The 24,433-nt window shown below is 53.1% G+C and carries 16 protein-coding genes; 10 read left to right on the plus strand and 6 right to left on the minus strand.

Annotated features, from left to right (window positions below):
• Nucleotides 1-147: 147 nt before the first annotated feature.
• Nucleotides 148-708 (plus strand): hypothetical protein, encoded by a 561-nt coding sequence (locus FCL42_RS03380; RefSeq protein WP_136861978.1) that lies wholly within the window; start codon nt 148-150, stop codon nt 706-708.
• 90 nt (nt 709-798) lie between these two features.
• Here the strand turns inward: FCL42_RS03380 and FCL42_RS03385 are convergent, their stop codons facing one another.
• From FCL42_RS03385 to FCL42_RS03405, 5 genes are all read right to left on the minus strand, one after another.
• Nucleotides 799-1,884, minus strand: a complete 1,086-nt coding sequence (locus tag FCL42_RS03385; protein WP_136861979.1) for a ketoacyl-ACP synthase III — start codon at nt 1,882-1,884, stop codon at nt 799-801.
• A gap of 60 nt (nt 1,885-1,944) precedes the next feature.
• Nucleotides 1,945-2,625: a GntR family transcriptional regulator gene (locus tag FCL42_RS03390; RefSeq protein WP_136861980.1), complete on the minus strand. Its 681-nt coding sequence runs from the start codon at nt 2,623-2,625 to the stop codon at nt 1,945-1,947.
• Nucleotides 2,626-2,748: 123 nt separating this feature from the next.
• Entirely contained in the window at nt 2,749-4,305 is a 1,557-nt protein-coding gene (locus tag FCL42_RS03395; protein ID WP_136861981.1) for an aldehyde dehydrogenase (NADP(+)), read from the minus strand.
• Between the two features lie 10 nt (nt 4,306-4,315).
• The gene (locus tag FCL42_RS03400; RefSeq protein ID WP_136861982.1) at nt 4,316-5,317 is read right to left on the minus strand and encodes a 4-hydroxyproline epimerase; all 1,002 of its coding nucleotides are present in this window, start codon (nt 5,315-5,317) and stop codon (nt 4,316-4,318) included.
• 14 nt (nt 5,318-5,331) lie between these two features.
• Nucleotides 5,332-6,246: a dihydrodipicolinate synthase family protein gene (locus FCL42_RS03405; RefSeq protein ID WP_136861983.1), complete on the minus strand. Its 915-nt coding sequence runs from the start codon at nt 6,244-6,246 to the stop codon at nt 5,332-5,334.
• Nucleotides 6,247-6,522: 276 nt separating this feature from the next.
• Here FCL42_RS03405 and FCL42_RS03410 point away from each other — a divergent pair, with 276 nt between their 5' ends.
• From FCL42_RS03410 to traF, 8 genes are all read left to right on the plus strand, one after another.
• Nucleotides 6,523-7,554, plus strand: a complete 1,032-nt coding sequence (locus FCL42_RS03410) for a proline racemase family protein (RefSeq protein WP_136861984.1) — start codon at nt 6,523-6,525, stop codon at nt 7,552-7,554.
• On the plus strand, nt 7,551-8,789 hold the full coding sequence (locus tag FCL42_RS03415; RefSeq protein ID WP_136861985.1) for an NAD(P)/FAD-dependent oxidoreductase: 1,239 nt from the start codon (nt 7,551-7,553) through the stop codon (nt 8,787-8,789). Before FCL42_RS03410 ends, FCL42_RS03415 begins: the two co-directional genes overlap by 4 nt.
• A 157-nt stretch (nt 8,790-8,946) precedes the next feature.
• Entirely contained in the window at nt 8,947-10,620 is a 1,674-nt protein-coding gene (locus tag FCL42_RS03420) for a type I secretion system permease/ATPase (protein ID WP_136861986.1), read from the plus strand.
• The gene (locus FCL42_RS03425) at nt 10,617-11,891 is read left to right on the plus strand and encodes an HlyD family type I secretion periplasmic adaptor subunit (RefSeq protein ID WP_136861987.1); all 1,275 of its coding nucleotides are present in this window, start codon (nt 10,617-10,619) and stop codon (nt 11,889-11,891) included. Before FCL42_RS03420 ends, FCL42_RS03425 begins: the two co-directional genes overlap by 4 nt.
• 23 nt (nt 11,892-11,914) lie before the next feature.
• Nucleotides 11,915-17,527 carry a calcium-binding protein gene (locus FCL42_RS22030; RefSeq protein WP_136861988.1) on the plus strand — a complete coding sequence of 1,871 codons (5,613 nt, stop codon included), beginning with the start codon at nt 11,915-11,917 and terminating at the stop codon, nt 17,525-17,527.
• A 128-nt stretch (nt 17,528-17,655) separates the two neighbouring features.
• On the plus strand, nt 17,656-18,873 hold the full coding sequence (locus FCL42_RS03435) for a M24 family metallopeptidase (protein ID WP_136861989.1): 1,218 nt from the start codon (nt 17,656-17,658) through the stop codon (nt 18,871-18,873).
• A 146-nt stretch (nt 18,874-19,019) separates the two neighbouring features.
• Nucleotides 19,020-21,077: a M13 family metallopeptidase gene (locus FCL42_RS03440; protein ID WP_136861990.1), complete on the plus strand. Its 2,058-nt coding sequence runs from the start codon at nt 19,020-19,022 to the stop codon at nt 21,075-21,077.
• Between the two features lie 166 nt (nt 21,078-21,243).
• The gene (gene traF, locus FCL42_RS03445; RefSeq protein WP_136861991.1) at nt 21,244-22,437 is read left to right on the plus strand and encodes a conjugal transfer protein TraF; all 1,194 of its coding nucleotides are present in this window, start codon (nt 21,244-21,246) and stop codon (nt 22,435-22,437) included.
• A 123-nt stretch (nt 22,438-22,560) separates the two neighbouring features.
• Here traF and FCL42_RS03450 read toward each other — a convergent pair whose 3' ends face one another.
• Complete coding sequence (locus FCL42_RS03450; protein ID WP_136861992.1) at nt 22,561-23,466, minus strand: DMT family transporter; 906 nt, start codon at nt 23,464-23,466, stop codon at nt 22,561-22,563.
• Between the two features lie 147 nt (nt 23,467-23,613).
• Here FCL42_RS03450 and FCL42_RS03455 point away from each other — a divergent pair, with 147 nt between their 5' ends.
• Complete coding sequence (locus tag FCL42_RS03455; RefSeq protein WP_229359767.1) at nt 23,614-24,408, plus strand: AraC family transcriptional regulator; 795 nt, start codon at nt 23,614-23,616, stop codon at nt 24,406-24,408.
• Nucleotides 24,409-24,433 lie beyond the last annotated feature (25 nt).

Raw genomic sequence — 24,433 nt, forward strand, 5'->3', positions numbered from 1 at the left:
TGTTTTGCGTTCACCCGTATTTCAATCTGACCGGGTGGGTTGCCCTCAGAGGGTGGGCGATCTGATGAAACCGATAAATTTGGATACAGCTTTTCAGTTTACCCAAAGAGTGGCTCTGCTAATCTTTAGGAAAATGGGAGGGTTACTATGGCTTTGCCTTGGATTATCGCCGCCATTGGCGGCGGGCTGTTAGCGGCGGAGTACCGAAAGGAGCGTCAACGCCGTCAGCAAGATCGCTACCACCGCCATAATGATGAGCCTCAAATGGTGCTGCGCCCCAGTGAGTGGTTTGATCATGGCGTTAAGGTAACGCCTCGGCCCGGCTGTTTGGTGGCTTGCCACGTTTATGGCGCCATTGAACACGTTGGTTTGTGGGCCGATTGGGATCAGATCATTGAGCTTCACGGCAGTGGTTTGGTGAGAGTGGTCTCTGCGAGGCGTTTCCTAAAGGACAGAACCGGTCAACGCATGTTTGTTTGCGTGGATCGCCACCATCGTCCGATGCAAGCGGAAGGGGCCATAGAGCGCGCCGTGGGTACGTTGTATCAATACCGTAAGTACGATCTGTTCGAAGACAACTGCTATCGCTACATCTGGTATTGCGTTACCGGTGAGCATCGAACTTTTGACAGCTTTGGTAAGTTGAATGAGGCGCTGGCCAAAGAGTTTAACTGCGACTTGTATTGGGATGGCGCTAAGCTTAGTTAGCATTTATCAGAAAACACATTAAAAACGCCAGCATCCGTGACAACCACGGTGCTGGCGTGTTTGATGTTAGGACAAACTAAGGTTTAAGCGTTACTCGCCTTGATGGCGTTTCGCCAGCTCCAGGTAGGGCTGGACCAACTCTAGGGCACTTTGGTTGCATTCAGGCAACTTGGCATCGCTTTGAGCCAGTGGCGTAACGCGATCGCCCCATTTGATCACCGTGGCCGCTGAGGTCAGGCCGGCACCAAATGCACAGGAAAGTAGGGTGTCTCCAGGCTTGACTCGACCCTGCTCAATGGCGTCACACAGTGCGATCGGCACGGTTGCTGCCGAGGTATTACCGTATTTCTCGATGTTGACAAAGGCGCGGGATTTGTCGATGCCCAGCTTACCAATGAGGGTATCGATGATGCGCACATTGGCTTGGTGAGGCACCACAAGATCGACGGCACCCAGCTCAGTGCCACTCTCTTCAAGCACTTTCTGGCCTAAGCGAGACATGCCCGCGATGGCACGCTTGAAGATTTCACGACCTTCGAATTGGAACTCAAAGTTGAGCGCGTCTTCTGCCAGCTTGTCCATGCTGGTACCAAAACCCGGAACAGACAGAATGTCTCGGCCTGCAGGATCGTTATTCATGGCGTAGCTTAAAACGCCTTGAGGCTGATCTGATTCCACCGCTTCCAGAACCACGGCACCCGCGCCGTCACCAAAGAGTACGGCAGTGTCACGTTGGGTCCAGTTAAGCAGGAACGACAGGCGTTCGGCTCCCATAATCAGCACTTTTTTACACTGGCCACTTTTGATTTGAGCGGTGGCCAGGCCAAGCCCATACAAAAAGCCACTGCAGGCCGCGTTGATGTCAAATGCGGGGCAGGAGGCACCCACGTAGGATTGCACTGAAGACGCAATGTTTGGCACCAAGGTATCTGGGCTGCAGCTTGCCAGAATGATCATATCCAGTTCGCTGCCATCGATGCCAGCGGCCGCCAATGCTCTGGCGGCGGCAACGGAAGCCAGCTCGGAGGTTCCAACGTGGCTGATGTGGCGCTGACCGATGCCGGTACGAGTGCGAATCCATTCGTCGGAGGTGTCTAGGAAAGTGGCCAGATCGTCATTAGTCATGACGGCCTCAGGCACACATTTGCCCCAGCCGGTAATTTGAGCGTTCAGCATACGCTAACTCCAAAATGAAAGCGCCCAAAATCACGGGCGCTAAGAGTTGGTTGTTACAGTTTAGTTTTGATTGTTGACGTATTCTTCTACCAGTGTCTTTACGCCATCTTTGGCGTGCAAGATGTGGTTACGCAACAGTTCGGTGGCGGCTTCTACGTTACCGGCTTTACACAGGTTGAGAAGCTCACGGTGCTCGGTTTCGGCGCGTGGGATACCGCCGGTGAGCAGAAGTTGAAGGCGGATGTAGCGATCGGAGTTGGTGTTTAAGCTTTTAACCACTTCCATCGCCTGTGGACGGTTGGCACCGTAGTACAGGGAAGCGTGGTAAAGGGTGTTGAGTTCACTCCAGGTGTTAACCGCATTTTCAGAGCGGAATGCGGACTCCAGTTGAGACAAGACCTCTTCGGCGGCGTCAAGTTGCTTTTCGGTCAAGTTAGGAATGGACTTGGCCAGCAGATCCGGCTCAATCAGGGCGCGCAGTTCAAACAGTTCGCTGGCTTGTTCAACGGAAAGTTCAGTGGCCGTAGCCCCCTTATGGGCTTCGAATTTCACTAGTCCTTCGGCTTCGAGCTGCAACAGGGCTTCTCGAACCGGAATACGGCTCACATTGAGTTCGGAGGCCAGCGCACTTTGGCGCAATGGTTCCCCAGCTTTAATCTCTCCGGACAGAATTTTTTCACGGAGTACTTCTACCACGAGTTGGGTTCGAGTCTTATGGATTATCGGGCTGACCTGGCTCATATAATTTTTCTATTTGCTAATTCCGAACTTAGAGTAACCAAGTTGATCGGGGATGAAAAGCAAAAGGCTCGTAAATGAGCCTTTTTTGTATACAAATTACAACATTAGCCTACAAGTAGCGGCTTAAAAGCGGATTTGCGGGTGCTGACTGCCGTCGGTGAGCGCCTCGGGGAGCAGTGTTTTTGGCATATTTTGCCAAGCAATGGGACGAGTGAAGCGTTTTATGGCTTCGGCACCCACCGAGGTGGATTGACTGTGTGTTGACGCAGGCCATGGGCCGCCATGTTGCATGGCGTGGCACACTTCCACTCCCGTTGGCATCTGATTGGCGATCAATCGGCCGACTCGATAACTCAGCGCCTCAATTAATGGCAGATGTTCTGACCAATCGCTGTCTTCCCCATGGATGCTGGCGGTCAACTGACCGGGTAGGGCGTTGATGAGTTCCAGTAACTGATCATCATCATCGGCAACCACCACCAACATGGAGGGACCAAAGTTCTCCTCTAAGAGAGAAGGGTTAGCTAAGGCAACGGTGGCTGAGCACAAAAACGCGTGCGCCTGAGTTTGCGTGTCGCACTGAGGTGTTGCGCCAAGGGCTAGGGCCTCAATGAGTGGGTTTTGCTGCAGGGCGGCTGCGGTGGCGCTAAATTGTTGGGCAATGCCCTTGGTGAGCATGGTTCCCGGCGCTACCTTGCCGATTTCAGCTTTTACCGCTTCTAGGTATTCGGTTAGACCTTGGCCCTGTTTGACTAACACCACGCCGGGGCTAGTGCAGAACTGGCCTTGGCCCATCATCATAGATTGCACTTGGGCGGCGGCCATTGCCTGTGGGGCGTTAGCCAGTTTGCCCGCCAGCAGCAACTGTGGGTTGATTGAGCCAAGTTCGCCAAAAAAGGGAATGGGCTCGGGTCGCGCCGCCGCAACGTCGGCCAGAATCCGCCCCACTTTGAGGGAACCGGTAAAGCCAACGGCTTTGATTTGCGGCGCTTTGACTAACGAAGTGGAGAGCTCTGGGCTGTGGCCTTGAACCAGATTAACCAGACCTAGGGGCGCCCCTTGAGCCACCATGGCCGATTGCATCGCTCTGACCACCAACTCGGTGGTCGCTGGGTGAGCCGGATGGCCTTTTATTACTACCGGGCAGCCTGCAGCTAGGGCGGAGGCGGTATCGCCACCGGCGGCGGAAAACGCCAGCGGGAAGTTGGATGCGCCAAAGATGGCAACGGGCCCTAATGGCAACTGCGACAAGCGAATGTCAGGCTTGGGCAGAGGCGTACGCTCTGGCAGCGCGGTATCGATAATGACCGGCTGTTGAGGTTGGCGAAGGTCTTGAGCGAACAGGCGCAGTTGGCCACAGGTTCGGCCACGCTCTCCGGTTAGGCGAGCGTCAGGCAGAGCGGTTTCGCTGCTTGCCACTTCGGTTAGGGTATCGCCAAGGGCGTCAATGGCGTCCGCCATCGCGTCCAGTAACTGAGCTTTACGCTCGGCAGACCAGCGTCGATACTCGGTAAACGCACTATGAGCGGCGGCGGCGGCTTGCTCAGCCTCCACCTGTGTGCCGCTGGCAAACTGCCACGGGTTGTTGCTATCGGTTATTGGATTTTGGCTGGCAAAGCTGCCTTTAAGCTCTCCTTGCCACTCACCCTTAATAAAATGTAGGCCACTTAACGTAGTCATTAAAACGTCCTTATTTAACTTGAAAGCCGTATGCGTATGGATCGGCATCGTCAACGGTGATGCAGTTGCTACCGGTTACTCTGGCCCACCCTTGAATGGATGGAACAATGGCTGGATAGGGGCCCACTTCGGTTATCGCTTCGACTTTGCCTACAAATTGGCTGCCAATGATCGATTCATGAACAAAGGTTTCCCCTTCGCTGAGCAGGCCTTTGGCATGACGCTGGGCCATGCGAGCACTGGTTCCGGTGCCGCAGGGTGAGCGATCGATGGCGCGATCGCCATAAAATACGGCATTGGCACCGTTTGAGCCGTCGCTTATTACATCGCCAGTCCACAGCACGTGGGAGATGCCATTGACCGTGGCATCCATGGGATGGACGCAGCTAAGGGTCTTTCGGGCGGCTTCGCGCACAATGGGGCTCCAACGCAGCACCTCGTCGGCACGCCAGTGACGCAGGCCGGGAAAGTTTTCTTGGGGCTCAACGATGACGTAGTAGTTGCCTCCGTAGGCGACGTCAACGGTGAGTCTGCCAAGCCCTGGCACCTCCAAAGTCGCGTCTTTGTGGGCAAGGTAGCTGGGAATGTTGGTGATCTTCACCCAATCGACCTTTTGGCCGGTTTGTTGATACTCCACCTCAATCTGGCCAGCGGGTACGTCAAGAGTTAAACGGCCCGGGGTACGTGGGGTGATCAGTCCGGCTTCCAGACCAGCGGTAACCGTACCTATGGTGCCGTGACCGCACATGGGCAGGCAGCCTGAGGTTTCGATAAACAGAATCGAGGCGTCGGCGTTGTCACTGCAGGGGGGATACAAAAACGAGCCCGACATCATGTCGTGCCCGCGGGGTTCAAACATCAATGCTTGGCGAATCCAGTCGTGATGCGCCAAGAAATCTTGGCGCTTTTCACTCATGGTGGCCCCCTTGAGGTTAGGGTGACCACTGGTGACTAGGCGAACCGGATTGCCGCAGGTATGAGCATCAATACAGAAAAATGTACCTTTGTTCATGCGGCGCTCCTCACTTAGTCCAGATTGTATTTGCTAAGGTCGATGCGGGTGGCCATAGCGTGCTGGTAGACCTCAGTGACCCGCTCGCGCTCGGCTCCTGAGAGTGGCAGGCGAGGGGCGCGCACATTTTCGCTGCCTCGGCCCGCCAGCTGTTCGGCGAATTTAATGCACTGAACTAGGTGCGGCACAGTGTCTAATCTCAACAGTGGCAGGAACCAGCGCCAGATCTCTTTGGCTTCTTCATAACGGCCTGCGCGGGCCAGCTTCATGATGGCAACCGATTCTTGAGGGAACACGTTGGTTAGGCCGGAGATCCAACCGGTGGCACCGAGCATGATGCTTTCCAGTGCGATGTCGTCGACGCCACAGAATACGATGAAGCGATCGCCAAAGGCATTTTGCAGCTCGGTCAGGCGACGGGTATCGGTGGTGGACTCTTTGATGGCCACAATGTTGGCCTCTTCCGCCAGAAGTCGGGTCATCTCAATGTCGACATCTACGCCGTAGGTCACTGGGTTGTTGTAGATCATGATAGGAAGTGTGGTGGCGCGAGAGACCTGCTGGTAATGGTAGATGGTCTCTTCGCGGTTGGCTCGATACACCATACCTGGCAACAACATAATGCCATCCACACCCAGTGCTTCGGCATCTTTTACAAACTGCTTGGCGAAGTCGGTGGTGGTCTCCGCACAACCGCTAATGACGGGAATTCGGCCAGCCGCCACTTCAACGGTGTGACGCAAAAACTCGCGTTTCTCTTGCGCGCTCAAAGAGCAGTTTTCACCGACGGTGCCCAGTGCGATGATGCCGTCGATGCCCTCGGCAATCAATTGGTTGAGCATGCGAGCATTGGATTCAAAGTTGATGCTGCCGTCGTTGTTAAATTGGGTCGAGATCGCTGGATATACTCCGGTCCAGTTTACCGTCATGAGGCTTTCCTTATTATTTGAGCGGGTCTCTAGAGCTTGTTGATTTTGAGCTCTAAGCACCTTGGCTGTTCTGTATTTCCAATCGGTTATTGTTAGCTTGCATGTATATTGTATGCAATCAGAAAAAGTATGTTACTCTAAGGTTAACCGCATGACAACAACTTGGAAACTTGTTCTGCACAAAAAAGGCGTTTAAAAACGAAATCTATTGTGGCCTAGTTTCTATTGGTGTCGTGTAAAACGAGCAAAGAACAATAATGAAAGGGAGTTTTGTAGATGCAACTTCGCTTATCACCTCAGCTTGAGGCTCAAGCCATTGAGACCGTAGATGCCCACACTGAGGGGGAACCGCTGCGCATTATTACCGGAGGCTATCCGTCGGTGCCGGGCAAAACCATACTAGAGAAACGCCAGTACCTGACGGAGCATCTGGATCACTACCGAAAATTGCTCATGCACGAGCCTCGTGGCCATGCCGATATGTATGGCTGTTTGATTACCGAGCCGACCACCAAAGATGCTGAGTTTGGGGTGTTGTTTATGCATAACGAAGGTTACTCCAGTATGTGCGGTCATGGCATTCTGGCTGTAGTGCAGGTGGCGGCGAAATGTGGCGCGATTGCGGTTTCTAAGACACCTCGGCAAATTGGCATCGACAGCCCTGCCGGATTGATTCGAGCCAGTGTGTGGCGACAGGATGATGGCCAGGTGCAGGCCAGCTTCATCAATGTGGCCTCTTGGGCCGAGTCGATAGACTGTTCGGTGCAGGTGCCAGGCTTTGGTGAAGTGCAGTATGACCTTGGGTTTGGCGGCGCATACTATGCCTATGTGGATGCCGATAAGCTAGGAATCAAGTGTACACCGGACAATGCAGCTCAACTGATTGATGTTGGTCGGCGAATTAAACACGCAGTAATGGCCTCTCATTCCATAACTCACCCATTAGAGCAGGATTTAAGCTTTCTCTATGGCACCATTTTTACTTCCAACCATACGGATAACCCCGAGCATCACAGTCGACACGTGTGCATCTTTGCCGATGGCGAGGTGGACCGAAGTCCGACAGGAACCGGAGTCGCCGGACGAATTGCCTTACTGCATGCTGGTGGGGAAGTCGGCCTAAATCAACCCATTACCATTGAGAGCATTGTCGGTGGGCGCATGATTGTGGAGGCGCTAGAGCAGGTAGATTTTTATGGTAAAGCCAGTGTATTGCCTAAGGTCAGCGGCCGCTCATGGATTACTGGCCAACACCGATTTGTGTTAGAGCAAGATGATGCGTTCAGTGAAGGGTTTATTTTCCGATGAGTGACGCTAAAGGACATTTCTTGGTGGTGGGTGCTGGCATCATTGGCTTAAGTCACGCCTGGGGGCTGCAAAAGCTCGGTTACCAGATCACCTTGATAGACAGGAAACCGCCAGGAAACGGTGCCTCTAAAGGCAATGCGGGACACTTTGCGACGGAACAAGTGTTTCCTCTCGCCGATCCCTCTCTGCTGCCTCAGGTTCCGTCTATGTTGATGGATCCACTAGGCCCATTTCGGATCAAGATGGGTTATCTGCCTAAAATCGTTCCTTGGCTGGCGCGATTTGTTTGCAACATGTTGCCTGCGCGCCGAGTGCATAATCAAAAAGTGATTTCTGAGCTCAATCGCACTGCGCTTAAGGACTGGCAACTACTGCTTGATGAGATCGGCAGGCCAGATCTTATGACAATAAATGGCTCGTTGTCGGTGTTTGAGCAAACGCCGATAAGTACCCAGTATCGTTTGGCCAATCGTTTCTCTCGTGCTGGTGTGGCCTGCGAGCGGCTTAGTGCTGAGCAGGTGGCCGAACTGGAACCCGCACTTTCGAGCAATGTTACCGGCGCACTGTGGTTTCCACAGACTGGGCATACCTTTGATCCTCATCAGGTTTGCAAAGCTCTGTTTGATGCCCTGATGGAGAAAGGGGCGCGATTTGTGGAGTCCGAGGTGGAGACGGTATCGGGGCGGGCGGAAGTGAATTTGACCAACGGAACCTGGCTGAAAGGCGACAATCTGCTACTGGCTACAGGCGCGTGGTCGAAACCCTTTGCGGCACAACTGGGGCACAAGGTGCCTCTGGATACTGAGCGGGGGTATCATCTGATGTTGCCCCATGACAGCGGTCTAAGTCGGCCTGTTGCCTCCATGGAGAGAAAGTTCATTATTACGCCCATGGCTGGGGGCACACGATTAGCTGGCACCGTGGAGTTCGCAGGGCTGTCGGCACCCATGCAGCCCCGACGTGCAGACGTGTTGTTGCCCCATGGCAAAGCCCTGTTGCCGAATTTAGACAGCCGACTGGAGGATGGGGAGCGCTGGATGGGGTTTCGTCCTTCATTGCCGGATTCGCTGCCGGTTGTTGGACGCTCCGACTCCTATCCTCAATGCTATTTTGCTTTTGGTCATCAGCATCTTGGGCTGACTCAAGCGGCATCCAGTGCCCAGTTACTTCAGAAGATAGTGACGGGTTCTGTCGCCGGATTTTTGGAGCAGTCGGTATCAGCAAACCGCTTTTAGGGGCGTAAGACTCATTAATTTACTGCTAACTCCTTGTTTGTTCGACTGTTTCAGGACCATTGGGATCTGCAGTGTAAAAGTGGCGTCAAAAACTCAACACGGCGTCAAAACCACTGCTAATCTCTGTATTGGTGGTGTTTTTTGACAAGGAGTGTCAATGATCTCCGGCGGAGTTTTTGGTCGTGCTCTCTCACGTTGTCGGCACGCGGTGTGGATTGGTTGTGGTTTTAGCTTGTTCATTAGCGTGTCGCTGCTTGCTATCCCGCTCTATTCGCTACAGCTGTTCGAGCGCGTTGCTACCAGTGGCAGCGTAGCGACCTTGGTGGCGCTACTCAGTATTACGGCGTTTTTTGTACTGGTTCAGTCTGGATTGGATTTCGTTCGTAGCCAGGTGCTGCGGCACAGTGCGCTTCAATTAGATTATCAGTTGTCGCCAGCACTGCTGCTCGATGCCATCGATCATGCAGGGCAATCTCAGGCAAAATCTCAGGGACTAACCCATCTAAATCGCGTTTGTGGTTTTCTGTCAGGCAACATTGTCACATCAATGTTGGAGCTGCCTTGGACGCCACTGTTTCTCATTGTACTTGCCATGCTTCATCCCGCTTTGCTGCTGGTGGTCGCCGCCGGAATTGGGTTGATGGCGCTTTCCTCAAAGTTAGCCAGTGCCGCTCAAAGTAATGAAGGTAATGGCGATATCGCCAAAGGTTTGTCGGCTTATCTTAAGAAAAGCCACATTATCCTTTCCATGGGCATGGGGCCGGCTTTGAGCATGCGTTGGCGCGACCAAAATGCTGAGCGTCTGCGGGAGTTCAGTAAAAACACCGCAAAACAGCAGGGCGTTGCCGTACTGTTTCGCTTTATTAAACAGCTTACCCAAATGTTGGTGCTGGCGGCGGGGATCTACTTGGTGCTGCTTAACCAACTGTCCATGGGCGGGGTGATCGCCGCCTCGATGATCGCAAGTCGAGCGTTAATGCCGTTTGAACCTCTTTTTCAACGACTGCATACCTTGGGGCAGATTCGCAGCTCTTGGCTGCAGCTGATTCGATTGGGGCAACAGATTGACAGTCAGGATTCGAGACTGCCCTTGCCTCGGCCTCGAGGCGACTTGTTGATGAACAACGTCTCTTACATTCCTCCAGGTTCCAAGTTACCTCAACTCAAGCAGGTTGGATTTCGTCTGCATGCGGGACAAACACTGGCGATCATGGGGCCATCGGCTTCCGGGAAATCGACCTTGGTGTCTCTGCTACTTGGCGTAATTCGTCCCACCGCTGGGGAGATCCGCATTGATGGCGCGTCGCTGAATCAATGGACGCCAGAGACCTTGGGGCAGCATCTTGGGTATCTACCGCAAGACGTGGAGTTAATTGAAGGGACGGTGTCTGAAAATATTGGCCGGTTTGGTGAGGCCAATGAGCAACTGGTGCTAGAGGCCAGTCAAGCGGCTGGCGTACATGAGCTGATTACCGGCTTGCCCCAAGGTTATGAAACTCAAGTAGGAGAGGGGGGCTACCCGCTGTCCAGTGGCCAAAAGCAGCGAATTGCCCTGGCCAGAGCGATGTACGGCAGCCCCAGCATTTTGATTCTAGATGAGCCTATCTCAAACATCGATATGGAGGGGGAACAGGCTCTGTCTCGGGTTCTTGAGCGCTGCAAACGCCTGTGTACAACCGTTGTTATGGTGACCCACGCCCCTTCGCTCATTAATCAGTCTGATTGGATCATCTGTTTGCAGCAGGGAACGGTGGTGAAGGCGGGCAGCAGAGAGGAGGTGCTGGGCCAGATGCAGGTGGCTCGCGTCAAGAGCAAGGAGGAGGCGTTATGAATCCAGAGTTAGACGGTTCCTATCTAAAGCAGTGGACCAAATTGGGTTGGGCTATTGTCATTGTGGCCTTTGGCGGCTTTTTAGTGTGGGCCAGTTCCATCTCTTTGAGTTCGGCCAGTGTCAGCGGAGGTCAGTTGACGTTGGCGAAGCCAGATCAGCATGTCGCTCATCTGCAGGGCGGGTGGCTGAAGCAGGTCCACGTCAGCGAAGGCCAGCCAGTGGTTAAAGGCCAGTTATTGGCAGAGATCGAAGACTTTCAGTTATCCGGCGAGCTTGAACGCTTGAATCATCAATATTGGCAACTGTCTGCCCAGCAACAACGAGCTCGCCACGAGCTGGACGGGGCTGGTTCATTGAGCTTTGCCAGCGGGATGCCTGTCGCCATCAAGGATGCGCAAACAGCGCTTTACCAAAGTCGCCTCCAGGCCTTCCAACTTCAGCGTAAGCAGTTGCAACACCAGCAGTTGATGGAGTCGCAAAAACTGCAGGCCGCCACGTTAAAGCAGGGGCGTTTAGAGCAACGCGTGGCGCTGGCGAAGCAGGAGTTGGCCATCGCCGAAGAGCTGGCAGAGAAGGAGTACATGGCCAAAATGCAGCTACTTACCATGCAGGGAAGGTTGGCTCAACTGCAAGGGGAGTTGGAGATAAATCAAACCGCCATTGCCCAGAGTCAAATTGCGCTGTCTGATGCAAAAAATCAGATGTTGAGGTTAAGCCAACAGCGAAAAGTGGATGCGTTAGCGGAGCTGGCAAAGGTCGGCGAGCAGCTGGCGCAGGTAGAGGTTCAGTTGAAGATAAAACGCCAAGCCGAACTGCAGGGGCAGATGTTTGCTGAGCAGGACGGCGTGGTCTCTGCGCTGCAGTTACAAGCGGTGGCTCAACATTTGCTCGGAGCCGGAGAGGTGCTGATGCAGGTGGTTGCGAAAGACTCTGGCTGGCAGGTTGAAGGCGTTATCGCCCCAGATGACCGCGACAACGTAACTCCGGGTCAGCGGGTTCGGGTGCATCTGACAGGCTTTAATCTTCGCCGACACCCAGCACTGCTTGGTGAAGTGAGCTGGGTCGATTCCCAGCGGGTTAGCACTGATTCTGGGGAGGGCTATCGCTTTGGTGTGCGCCTAGAACAGACGAGTTTGTCTGACGAGATGGTCGAAAAATTGGCGCCGGGAATGCTGGCGCAGATCTTTATTGAACAACAACCCAGTACGCTTTTAGAGCAGCTGTGGCGGCCTCTTGGTGCCTCCATGCGTTATGCGTTAATTGAACATTAGACTCAGTCACAAGGAGAGTGGTTATGTCTGGAACCGATGGCGATGACATCCTAATTGGCACCGATGGCACAGATAATTTGGATGGTATGCAAGGTGATGACTACATCAGTGGTCAGGGAGATGACGATTATCTGCTGGGTCATGATGGTAATGACACCATTGATGGCGATGCGGGAGATGATGTAATCATCGGTGATGCTGGTGAAGACCAGCCCGCCGCGGACCCTAATGCGGACCCAAGCGATGAAACTTGGGCTGATGGTGAACAGGTGACGACGGTTCAACAGGGCGACAGCGGCGTAGCAGAGGATCAACAAGGCAATACGGAGATCAATACCAAAATTCAGTTGGATCCGAATACCTCGTCCTACAACGTGAAGTTAGAGACTGAGTCCGAAGGCGAAGCCACTATCGAAATGGAGATTACCGATAACGACGGTAACGTATTGGCAAATACCGGCTCTCTTGACGTTGGTGCGGATACCGATGCGACCAAAATAGAGGTGGATCCCAACCTTATCCCCGAAGATGGAGTCGTGAATCTAACGGTTAAAGTGACTGATGGTGAAGGCGTCGCCATCACTGGGCTAGATATGGCAGGTGAAGGCCAGTGGGACGACACCATTGACGCCGGAGAGGGAGATGATGTGGTGTTTGGTCAGCAAGGGGATGACACCATCTCCGGCGGCCAAGGTAATGATTTTCTTGATGGCGGTGGTAACGACGACAGTATCCAGGGGGGGGAGGGCCAGGATACCCTCCTGGGTGGCTATGGAGACGATGTCCTCGATGGAGGCTCAGATGACGACCAGCTTCTTGGCTCGGATGGTGATGACAAGCTCTATGGTGGAGATGGCGATGATCTTCTAATGGGGGAGTTAGGCGACGACACGATCCAAGGAGAGGCCGGAGACGACACCCTTATCGGTGATGACGGTCAGGATTCCCTTGATGGTGGTAGCGGCAACGATGCCATCTTCTCAGGAAAAGGCGACGACGTAGCCTCTGGTGGTCAAGGCGATGATCTGATGACCGGTGATGAAGGCGATGATCTGTTGTCCGGGGGCGCTGGTAAAGATGAGATCATTGGTGGTCAGGGGCAAGACACCATTGATGGCGGTGCCGACAACGATGCGCTTTATGGTCACAGTGGCGATGACTCTATTCGTGGGGGAGAAGGCGACGACCTGATTGATGGTAACGAGGGAGATGACCAGCTTAGCGCTGGGTCTGGTGATGATTTGGTGGTTGGTGCAAGTGGCGACGACTCTCTATCCGGAGACGATGGACATGACCAACTCTTTGGCGGTGAAGGTAACGATACCGTTATCGCTGGTGAAGGAGACGATTTACTAACCGGTGATGAAGGGGATGACCGACTAGAGGGCGGCGCCGGAGATGACAAGCTTTATGCCGGTGATGGAGATGATGAACTGCTAGGTGGGGAAGGTGATGACGAGTTGCACGCAAATGCTGGGGCGGATCTGATCATCGCCGGTGCGGGTGACGATCGGATTTTTGCTGCAGAAGGAGATGACACCATCCATGCCGATGAGGGCGATGACTTTGTGGTAACCGATGGTGGTGACGATGTGGTCGATTCCGGCGCGGGTAACGACCAAGTTTTTACTGGCGAGGGCTCGGACAGTGTCATTGCCGGAGAAGGCGACGATGAGATCCACACCAATGAGGGCGAGGATCACATTGTAGCTGGAACGGGGAATGACTCGGTATTCAGCGGCAGCGATAACGATCTGGTCGAATTGGGTGAAGGCGACAATTTAGCGTACTCCGGAGAGGGGGATGACATCCTAACCGCCGGCAGTGGCGACGATACGGTGTTTGCTGAGTCTGGCAATGACATTGTTGACGCCGGTGACGGCAACAATGCCATCTTTACTGGAGAGGGTGATGATCAAATCACCACTGGCGCGGGTGACGACTACGTTGAGTCCGGAGCTGGGGACGATACCTTAATCCTTGGCGATGGCAACAACACCGCGTTCACTGGCGAGGGCAACGACACCATTACCGCAGGCAGTGGCGATGACGCCCTGTTTGCCGAAGGGGGAGACGACGTTATTGATGCTGGTGACGGCAATAACTTTGTTGATGCGGGAGCAGGCGATGATCGAGTAATAGCGGGCTCTGGCAATGACGTATTGCTGGGCGGCGCTGGCGACGACCGCCTAGAAGGGGGAGCCGGTGAAGACATTCTCGTGGGAGGGGCTGGCGACGATCACCTCTCTGCGGGCGATGAGCGCAGTGAACTCTACGGCGATGGTGGTAATGACACGCTAATTGGCGGTGCCTCTGAAGACGTTCTTGGCGGCGGCAGTGGCGATGACGTGATTACAGCTGGCGCGGGCAATGACACCATTTATGGGGGGGACGGAACAGATGTGATCGATGCCGGAGACGGCGATGATCTGGTTTATGGCGAAGCTGGAACCAATCAGATCGAATTAGGCTCCGGTGATGACATCGCCTTCGGTGGCAGCGGCGAAGACACCATCATTGGTGGTGTAGGCAACGACCAGATGGCTGGCGGCCGAGGCGATGACCGTCTCGATGGTGGTGTTGGTAATGATGAGCTTGATGGCGGCGATGATCAAGATCAATTGATTGGAGGCCAAGGTCAAGATCGCCTTGCTGGCGGGGCTGGAGATGACGTCCTGGATGCCGGTGAAGGAGACGATGTTTTGCTTGGAGGCAGTGGCAACGACCAATTACTTGGTGGTGTCGGTGTTGACTTCCTTGATGGCGGCAGTGGCGATGATCATCTTGATGGCGGTGATGAAGGTGGCGAGATGCACGGTGGTGGTGGCCATGACAGCATCGTCGGCGGCGCCGGTTCCGATCTTATCAGTGGCGGCAGTGGTGATGATGTCATCACTGGGGGCGACTCGGACGACGAAATCTATGGGGGTGACGGCACCGATTCTATTGATGCGGGAAGCGGCAACGATACCGTTTATGGTGAAGCGGGTAGCAATACCATTGAACTGGGTACAGGTGACGATATCGCCTACGGCGGCTCCGGCGAAGACGTTGTTCGTGGCGCTGAGGGCGATGATCAAATTTATGGTGGCGATGGTAATGATCAGCTGTCCGGTGGCATCGGCAACGACCGCATCGAAGCTGGTGGCCATAACGATACGCTAGAGGGTGGGCTAGGTAACGACGTACTCGATGGTGGCAGTGGGGATGACGTTATTGAGGGGGGCGAAGGTGACGATGTGCTCATCGGCGCTTCCGGCAATGACACCTTAGTGGGGGGCCGCGGAACGGATCAGCTCTACGGCGGCAGCGGCAACGATACCTTAATCGATACCGATACTGCCGCCTTAATGTTTGGTGATGAAGGCAATGACACCCTAGTTTCTGGTGATTTTGATGACCAGTTGTTTGGTGGCAGTGGTAACGACACCATAAAGGCCTCCGGCGGAAATGACGAAGTGTTCGGTGGTGAGGGCAACGACAACATTGAAGGCGGCTTTGGCGATGACAAGCTGTTTGCAGATGGCGGTGACGATCTGGTTTCAGGTGGCGAAGGCAATGACGAAATCTACGCTTCTGATGGCACAAATACCCTTGCCGGTGATGGTGGTGATGACGCCATTTATGGCGGCGTTGGCAGCGATACGCTCGATGGCGGCAGCGGCGTCGACCAGCTATTTGGCGGCGGCGGCGACGATCACCTTAAAGGGGGCAGCGATGATGATCTGCTTATTGGCGGCGACGGCGACGACCGCTTAGAGGGTGGTTCTGGTGCGGATGTGCTTATTGGTGAAGCTGGCCACGATACCCTAGAGGGAGGAGAAGGTAATGACTACCTCCAAGGGGATGCGGGTAATGACACTCTGCGAGGCGATTCTGGCGACGACCATTTAAAAGCCGGTGAGGGCAATGACCGATTGGAAGGCGGAGATGGTGCCGATCTTCTGGAGGGTGAGGCGGGTAATGATCGCTTAATCGGAGGGCAGGGTGATGATCGCCTTGACGGCGGCAGTGGTGATGATTATCTCGAAGGTGGTGAAGGCAATGACATCATGAGCGCATCCTCTGGCAATAACCAGTTAGAGGGTGGACAAGGCGATGACCAACTAACCACAGGATCAGGCAATGACGAGCTCTCTGGCGGTGAGGGCAATGATACCCTCAGCAGTGGTTCGGGAGACGATACGCTTTTCGGTGGCGCTGGCAACGATACCTTGATTGCTGCAGCTGGTAACAACAAGCTCAGTGGTGAAGATGGTAACGATTCGCTCTCATCTGGAAGCGGTCAGGATCAACTGGACGGCGGTGCAGGTGATGACTGGTTACACGCTGGCGATGGCGATAATACGCTGGATGGTGGCATTGGTAATGATGCTCTCATTGCGGGCTCTGGGAATGACCAACTCACAGGTGGAGAAGGCAACGACGTCCTTGAGGGAGGGGATGGTGATAATCAGCTTTACGGCGGAGTCGGCAACGATTCCCTAAGCTCTGGAAGCGGCGTCGATTACCTAGAGGGCGGAGACGGGGACGATCGATTGGATGCCGGTGCTGGTAACGATCAGCTCTACGGCCAACAGGGGGATGATACCCTCATTGGCGGCGCAGGAGACGATCAATTGGTTGGCGATGTGGGGGATGACAAACTCTACGGCGGCAATGATCAAGATCTGCTAATTGGCGGTGATGGAGACGACTTGCTAAAAGGCGACTCTGGTGACGATCAATTGTTCGGTAATGAAGGGGATGATAGCCTTGAAGGCGGCAGCGGTAACGATCAGCTCTATGGAGAGCTCGGCGACGATACTCTCAAAGGCGGCGGTGGTAACGATGAGCTTCAAGGTGGGCTAGGAGACGATACCCTGTATGGTCAAAGCGGCAACGACGCTCTGTATGGAGCGCAGGGGGACGACATCCTTAAAGGTGGCTCTGGCGACGATCTCTTATCCGGTGGCCAGGGTGATGATCTGCTGGATGGGGGCAACAACAACGATACCCTGTTTGCGGGCGAGGGTGATGACCGGTTAAGCGGCGGCAGTGGTAATGACAGCCTGTATGGCGAGTCTGGTGACGATACCCTTAGCGGTGGAAGCGGCGCTGACCGATTCTTTGCAGGTTTAGGTGATGACCGAATTGATTTCGATGCCGCCGATCTCGCTGCCAGCTCAGGAGAGACGGTGATCTCTGGCGGTGAAGGTTTTGACATCCTTACCCCCTCTGATCAGCACAGCGTAATCGACATGACCGGTGGCCAGATCACCGGCGTAGAGGCGCTGATAATCGACGAGGGGGTTCCCAGCACCGACGTAAAGATCGCCCTATCAAAAGTGTTGTCTGAATCCGATGCAGATGCCGCTTCCGGCGCCTTGGACGATTGCTTCCTCTGCATAGGGGCGGAGCAGTTGAACATAGCCGGAGAGGAGTGGAGTTTGGATAACCAGCTTGATGCCTCACAGATGGACTCTGAGGCCGCGGCCAAGTATGAAGCGGAAGGGGTGGATACCTCATCACTAACCGGGTATCAGTTCACCAATGCCAATAATGAAGTAGTGACCATCTGGACCGATGCCACTCTGGATGACCTGAGCCTTAACAATGACAATCTAGGCGATGATGACGATGGCTTGATTGCCTAACGGTTTAGAGTTCAGTTATACACAGGGAGGCGATGGCCTCCCTTTTTTAATATCGAAAATCGCGCTTGCCAATTCTAATCGCAGTCTTTATTTTGTATACAATTATATTGGTAACTAGGATAACAACAATGACCATCGGTGTTGGCGGCTCAACCATTGACCAAGAGTTGGCTAAATTAACAGACATGACCCAGGGGATCTCTGCCATCGGCATCGAAGAGTATCGCCAACGTCAACAGAAAGCTTGCGCGCTGATGGCCGCCAATGGCATTCAGGGGATCTACCTAAACGCCGGTACAAATCTGTATTATTTTACTGGATTAAAGTGGTATGCCAGTGAGCGTTTAGTTGGCGCATTGCTGCTGGCAACTGGGGAGCTAATGTACGTGGCGCCCCACTTTGAGCAGGACTCTCTCACTGATTTTATGTTGATGGATGCCCCATTTCACGGCTGGCACGAGCATGAGAGCCCTTACGATTTGGTGGTGTCGTTGTTGGCACGACATGGCATTGAATCGGGTAAGGTTGCCATGGATGAATCCGCCGGTTTCTTCCTATTTGACGGATTGAGAAATGCCGCACCAGAGATTAACTGGGTTAATGGTAAGGTGATTAGCGCCGGCTGTCGCATGCGTAAAAGTCCTGCTGAAATTGCATTGATGCAGCGAGCCAAAGAGATGACCCTCGAGGTTCACAAGGCAACAGCACGTATCCTAAAGCCCGGCATCTCAACCACTGAGGTCACGGCGTTTATCAACGAAGCTCACAAACGGGTTGGCGCGCCGCAGGGCTCATCGTTCTGCATTGTGCTATTTGGCCTGGCCACCAGTTTCCCCCATGGGGTTAAAGACCCGCAAATTCTAAAAGAGAATGATTGGGTGCTGATCGATACCGGCTGTCTGCTCAATGGTTACAACTCAGACATCACTAGAACCTACTGTTATGGCACGCCAACGGCGCGTCAGCGCCAGATGTGGCAGGTGGAAAAAGCCGCTCAATTGGCCGCTTTTAATGCTGCGCAGTTAGGCAAGCTTTGCGAAGTTGCTGACTACGCGGCACGAGAAGTGTTAGAGGCCAATGGCTTAGGGCCAGACTATCAGCTGCCGGGTTTACCCCACCGCACCGGTCACGGTTGTGGTTTGGACATTCATGAATGGCCATATCTGGTTCGCGGTGATAAAACCCCACTGGATGTAGGCATGGTGTTCAGTAACGAGCCCATGTTAGTGCTGCCTGGGGAGTTTGGGGTGCGTTTGGAAGACCATTTTTACATGAGCGACACCGGCCCGAAATGGTTTACTCAGCCGTCCCATAGTGTTGATGATCCTTTTGGCTACCAAGCCTAACGTAAGGGCTGGTTTTAAATAGCGGTTAATATAGCGCCAACTCTGTACCAAGTTGTAACAAACTGGTTTTTGACCTGTGATACAGGTGTGGGTACTATCCTTGGGTGTAAATTTCAATTAGCTTAAAAAATCATAAGGATATGCTGATGAAACGTGTACTCTTGGGAAGTTTGTGCGCTTCCGCTCTGTTAATGGCCGGTTGTGCTGAAAACGTATCAACGCAACCGACTGCGACTGCGCAAGCCGTTCAACAGCAACTGGTTTCCGGTATTGAGCTGGCGAATTTCGACGCCAGCGTTCGTCCGCAAGACGATTTCTACTCCTGGGTTAACGGAACCTGGCAAAAGACCGCTCAGATCCCTGCGGATCGTACCAACGTTGGAGCGTTCTACGATCTTCGTGAAAAAGCCCGTGATGACGTTAAAGCGATCATCGAAGAGGTAGCTGCTAAGTCCAATAAGATGGGCAGTGACGAGCAAAAAGTGGCCGATCTGTATCGCTCCTATATGGACACCGATACCATCGAAGCGAAAGGCCTGAGCCCGCTTAAGGCTGAGTTTGAAAAGATCTCTGCCATCAAGAACAAAACCGATCTGATGGCGTACTTTGCTCACAGCCAAGTGATCGGCTCCGGTACGCCAATGGCTTTCTACGTTAACGTGGATGCTAAAGATTCTCAGCGTTACGCTACCCACATCTGGCAATCTGGCCTGAGCCTGCCGGATCGCGACTACTACTTTAACGATGGCGAACGCTTCGTTGAGCTTCGTGAAGGTCTGGCGGCCCACATCGATAAGATGTTCACCATGGCGAATCTAGGTGACGGTGCTGCAGCAGCCAAAACCGTGATGGATATCGAGACTCAACTGGCCGAAGGTCACTGGACTCGTGTTGAAAGCCGTAACAGCGAAAAGCGCTACAACAAGTATCAAGTTGCGGATCTGAATGCGCTGGCCAAGCTGGATTGGAGCGCCTACCTGAAAGTGTTGGGTGGCGACAAGCAAACCGACATCATCATCAATCAGCCAAGCTATATTGAAGCGCTGGGGAAAACCATCAACGAGACCTCCATTGAAGATTGGAAGACCTACCTGAATTGGCACCTGCTGACTAACTACGCCAGCCTGCTGCCTGCTAAATTTGATCAGGAAAACTTCGAATACTTCGCTAAGAGCCTCAATGGTCAGCAAGAGCAGAAAGATCGCTGGAAGCGCGGTGTGGCCATGGTCAACGGCAACCTAGGTGAAGTGGTTGGTAAAGTTTACGTTGAGCGTCACTTCCCTGCAGAAGCGAAAGCTCGTATGAAAGACTTGGTTGAGAACTTGCGCAAAGCGTACGCCAAGAGCATCGACGAACTGGATTGGATGAGCGCCGAAACTAAGGTTAAAGCCAAAGAGAAACTGGCTGCCTTTACCCCTAAGATCGGCTACCCAGATAAGTGGGAAGACTACTCAGCACTGGATATCAAGGCCGATGACTTGGTGGGTAACTCCATGCGCTCTGCGATGATTGGCCACCAGAAAGAGATCGAGAAGTTGGGTGGTCCAATTCGCACTTACGAGTGGCACATGACCCCGCAAACCGTGAATGCGTACTACAACCCTGTGATGAATGAGATCGTATTCCCAGCGGCAATTCTGCAGCCTCCATTCTTTAATATGGAAGCGGAAGATGCGGTGAACTACGGTGGCATCGGCGCGGTAATCGGTCACGAAATGGGCCATGGCTTTGATGATCAGGGTGCTAAGTACGACAAGACCGGCAGCCTGAACAATTGGTGGACTGAGGAAGATCTCAAGCAGTTCCATGCCCGTGGTGAAGCGCTAATTGCTCAGTACGATGGCTATCAGGTATTTGATGATCTAAACGTAAATGGCAAATTGACTCTGGGTGAGAACATTGGCGATCTGTCTGGTGCCACCATTGCGTACAAAGCCTATAAGATGTCACTGGAAGGCAAACCAGACATGGTTCTGGATGGCTACAACAACGACCAGCGCTTCTTTATCGGTTGGGGTCAGATCTGGCGTGGGAAGTACAGCGAGAAAGCACTACGTAACCGCGTAGCGACCGACCCGCACTCTCCAGCGCAGTTCCGTGCCAACGGTCCTCTATCTAACATGGATGAGTTCTACTCGAACTTTGAAGTGAAAGAGGGCGATGCCATGTATCTGCCAGAAGATAAGCGCGTTAAGATCTGGTAAGCCTCTAGCGAACCTATCGGATTTCGAAAAGCCTGAACATCGAATGTTCAGGCTTTTTTGTTTGCCTTGAAGTTAGAAAATTTAAAGTTTTATTTAAGTGCATCCTGTTGATTGCCGACCGATATAGAGACTGAATATTGTTTTTTGTAGTCAATAGGGCAGTTAGATGAAAACAAAATGGATATGGGTAGGCGGCGCAATGATGTTGGCGCCAGTGGCGATGGCAAACGTTGGTATTGACGCGAAAAGTGCCGGCGCGGCGAATAGTGGCATTGCCAGCGGCGATTTTACCCGCGCAACGCTTAATCCGGCGTTGTTGACTCGGTTTAACGATGCCGATGATGTCTATGTGCGCCTTGGCGCTCGGGCGCTGGTGAACGAATATAAAGATGCTCTGGATCAAGTCGATGACACTCAGGACGCCATTGATGCGTTTGAAGATAAAATTAACGCTATGGATCCGAACAATTTGCCAACTCAAGAGGATGCCGATGCGGTAATTGCCGAATTAAAGGCGCTTGACTCAACCTACCTTGAGGGCAGTGCCGGTGTCGATTTTGGTGTGTTCGTTCCAAGCAAACGGTTTGGTTTTGGGTTTGCCGCGTCGACCTATGTGGTGGCGAACGGCGATTTTGACTTCGCAGAGTCCGATGAGGCGTTGATCAATGAGGCGCTTAAAACTGGACGCTTTGATGAAAACGACCTGACCTCCTCTGGGGTTGCAAATGCAGTAGGAGTAACCGAATTCTCCGTATTGATGGCCACGGAATTGAAACTGGAGAGCGTGGGCGAATTTTCCATCGGCACTAGCCTTAAGTATCAACGTTTGGACAGCTACCTTTATCGAGCAACCATTGCCAACTACGATGATGGTGACTACTTCGACGATGAATACATGACTGACGACAGTGCGTTCAATGTGGACATTGGTCTCCATAAACAAGTGGGTGATTGGAGCTACGGTGTTGTCGCTCGAGATTTGATCTCACAATCCATCACCAATATAGAAGGCCAGAGTTTTGATCTTGAGCCTACTGTGTCTGCTGCGGTTGCATGGCATTACACGGATCTAACCACCTCGGTTGAGGTTGACCTAGTTAAGAATGAATCATTTGTGGCTCAAGAGGGCGCACCTGTGCTTTTGCTGCCGCGCCAATTCGCCAAACTTGGATTGGAATATCAAGCTACTCATGCCCAGATCCGTTTGGGTTATCAGCATGACTTTAAAGACAACTACAGCTCATTGGTCACCCTTGGATTGGGCGTCTCGCCTTGGGATGCATTTAGCCTAGATTTGGTTGGCCAGCTGGGTGAAGACGACGAGATCGGAGCGGCGCTGCAGTTGGGCATTAAGATCTAAAGTTTGATTATCTTAGCTGATGAGCGTTGCAGCCGGTTTATTGGCTTCGGCTGGGAGCCATTGCCAATCACCGACTGTCACATAGAAAAAGGGCCAGCAAATGCTGGCCCTCTTTGGTGAAACCTACCCAATCTCAGCCGGAGTGTGCTTGGTGCGAATCGGCGCTTTGAGCTTTTGTGCCACGTAGACGCCAATTAAGGTCAGGCCGCCGCCTAATACTTGCGCCAAGCTTAGGTGCTCCCCAAGTAGCAGCACCGCCAATAAGGTGCCAATCACCGGGTTTAAGTTCAAAAATGCGGTACATTTGCTGGCACCCAGCAGCTCGATTCCCCGTAGCCAACTGAAGGTAGCGAACAGTGACGCGATTAGGGCGGCAAACAGCACCAGCGGTAACGCTTCAGTTGAAATTGTTTTGTCCGCTTCGGTTAGGAACACCGGCAGCAGCCACAAAGCGCCCATTGCCATCTGCAGAAACAGTGACGGCCAGGTTGAAAATGGCAGATTCCAGCGCTTGATTAACACCCCATAGAGTCCGTAACTCAGGGCACCAATCAGCAGTAATAGATCGCCCTGTTTTAAAACGGTATCAAACAGCGCTAGTGGGTGGCCATTGGTTAGGAGCACCGCCAAACCTAAGAAGGACATCAGTGACCCTACCAGCATGCCTTGAGTTGGGGTCTCTCGCAGTAGGAATAGGCTCCACAGCATGGTCATCATAGGCACCACCGAGCCGATCAAGGCGATGTGCGTAGCGCTGGTGGTTTGGGCAGCTACATAGGTTAGGGTTTGCAATACCACCATGCCTAATCCACCCAGAATACTGAGTTTAAAGAAGTGTTTTTTGACCAAAGCACGCTGTCGCCAAAGCGTAGGCAGCACAAAAGGAGCCAACAAGGATGCGGCAATCAGCCAGCGATAAAACGCAATGGAACCCGGGGCGATCATATCAACGGAGATCTTACTGACGATTCCGTTGCCGGCCCAGGCAATAACAGTGGCTATAGGGAAGAGATAAGCCGATTTGGTCACAAACAACAACTCCAAAACATCACGACGAACAGCGCGGCCATTCTAAACCTGTCTTTATAAAATGATATAACGATAATCAGACAGTATGTTATGGTTTGCAGACACTCTGACAATTGAAGTGATTCCATGTTCTGCGAATCAAATTCTGTGATAAATGAACGTTATCCACTGCCGTTTGAGGCTTGCGCCAGTGAAATCTACCTTCATAGTGAGGATCTTGAACCCGATACCACATTTTTACCCCATAGACACAGCTGGGGCCAGTTAAATGTGGTGGAAGAAGGAGTTATTGAGATAAGTGTGGACGGCAAACCTTACCTGTCTCCGCCGCAATACGCCATCTGGATTCCCCCTTTGGTTGAGCACACCAGTTACAGCCGTCAGAGGGTGAGCTATCGAGCTCTCTACTTAAATCCGCGGCTGTCGGCGCTGCTTCCTGATGAGCCGTGCATGTTGAGACTGACTGGCGTGTTTAGCGCCATCGTGGCCGACTTTACCGACCGCGCAGTGCATTATGCCACCGCCCTTGAGGATCAACGTTTGGCGCAAGTGATGGTGGATCAATTGGTAAAGCAAGCGCCGATGAGAGCGTTTCTCCCTTTAAGTGATGACCCGCTGCTGAAACCAATTCTAACCGCACTGCAAAAAGATCCATCGAACCCGCGCACTCTCAGTCAATGGGCGCAGAAGGTTTACAGTACCGAACGTACCTTAAATCGTCGCTGTCACCAGCAACTGGGGATGAGCTTCAGTGATTGGAAACAGCGGCTTAAGTTTTTGTCGGCCATCTCTATGCTGCGTCAGGGAATGAAGGTAAACAAAGTCTCAATAGAGCTTGGGTATTCTACGCCGTCTGCATTTATTAATATGTTCAGTCGAATGTCTGGTAACACGCCTGAGAGTTATCGGCGAGAGCGGCGCAGAGTCAGCGGTAACGGGTAAACGTACGCCTCAACGGTAAGATCCT

This window comes from Ferrimonas aestuarii (assembly GCF_005116665.1).
GTDB classification, from domain to species: domain Bacteria; phylum Pseudomonadota; class Gammaproteobacteria; order Enterobacterales; family Shewanellaceae; genus Ferrimonas; species Ferrimonas aestuarii.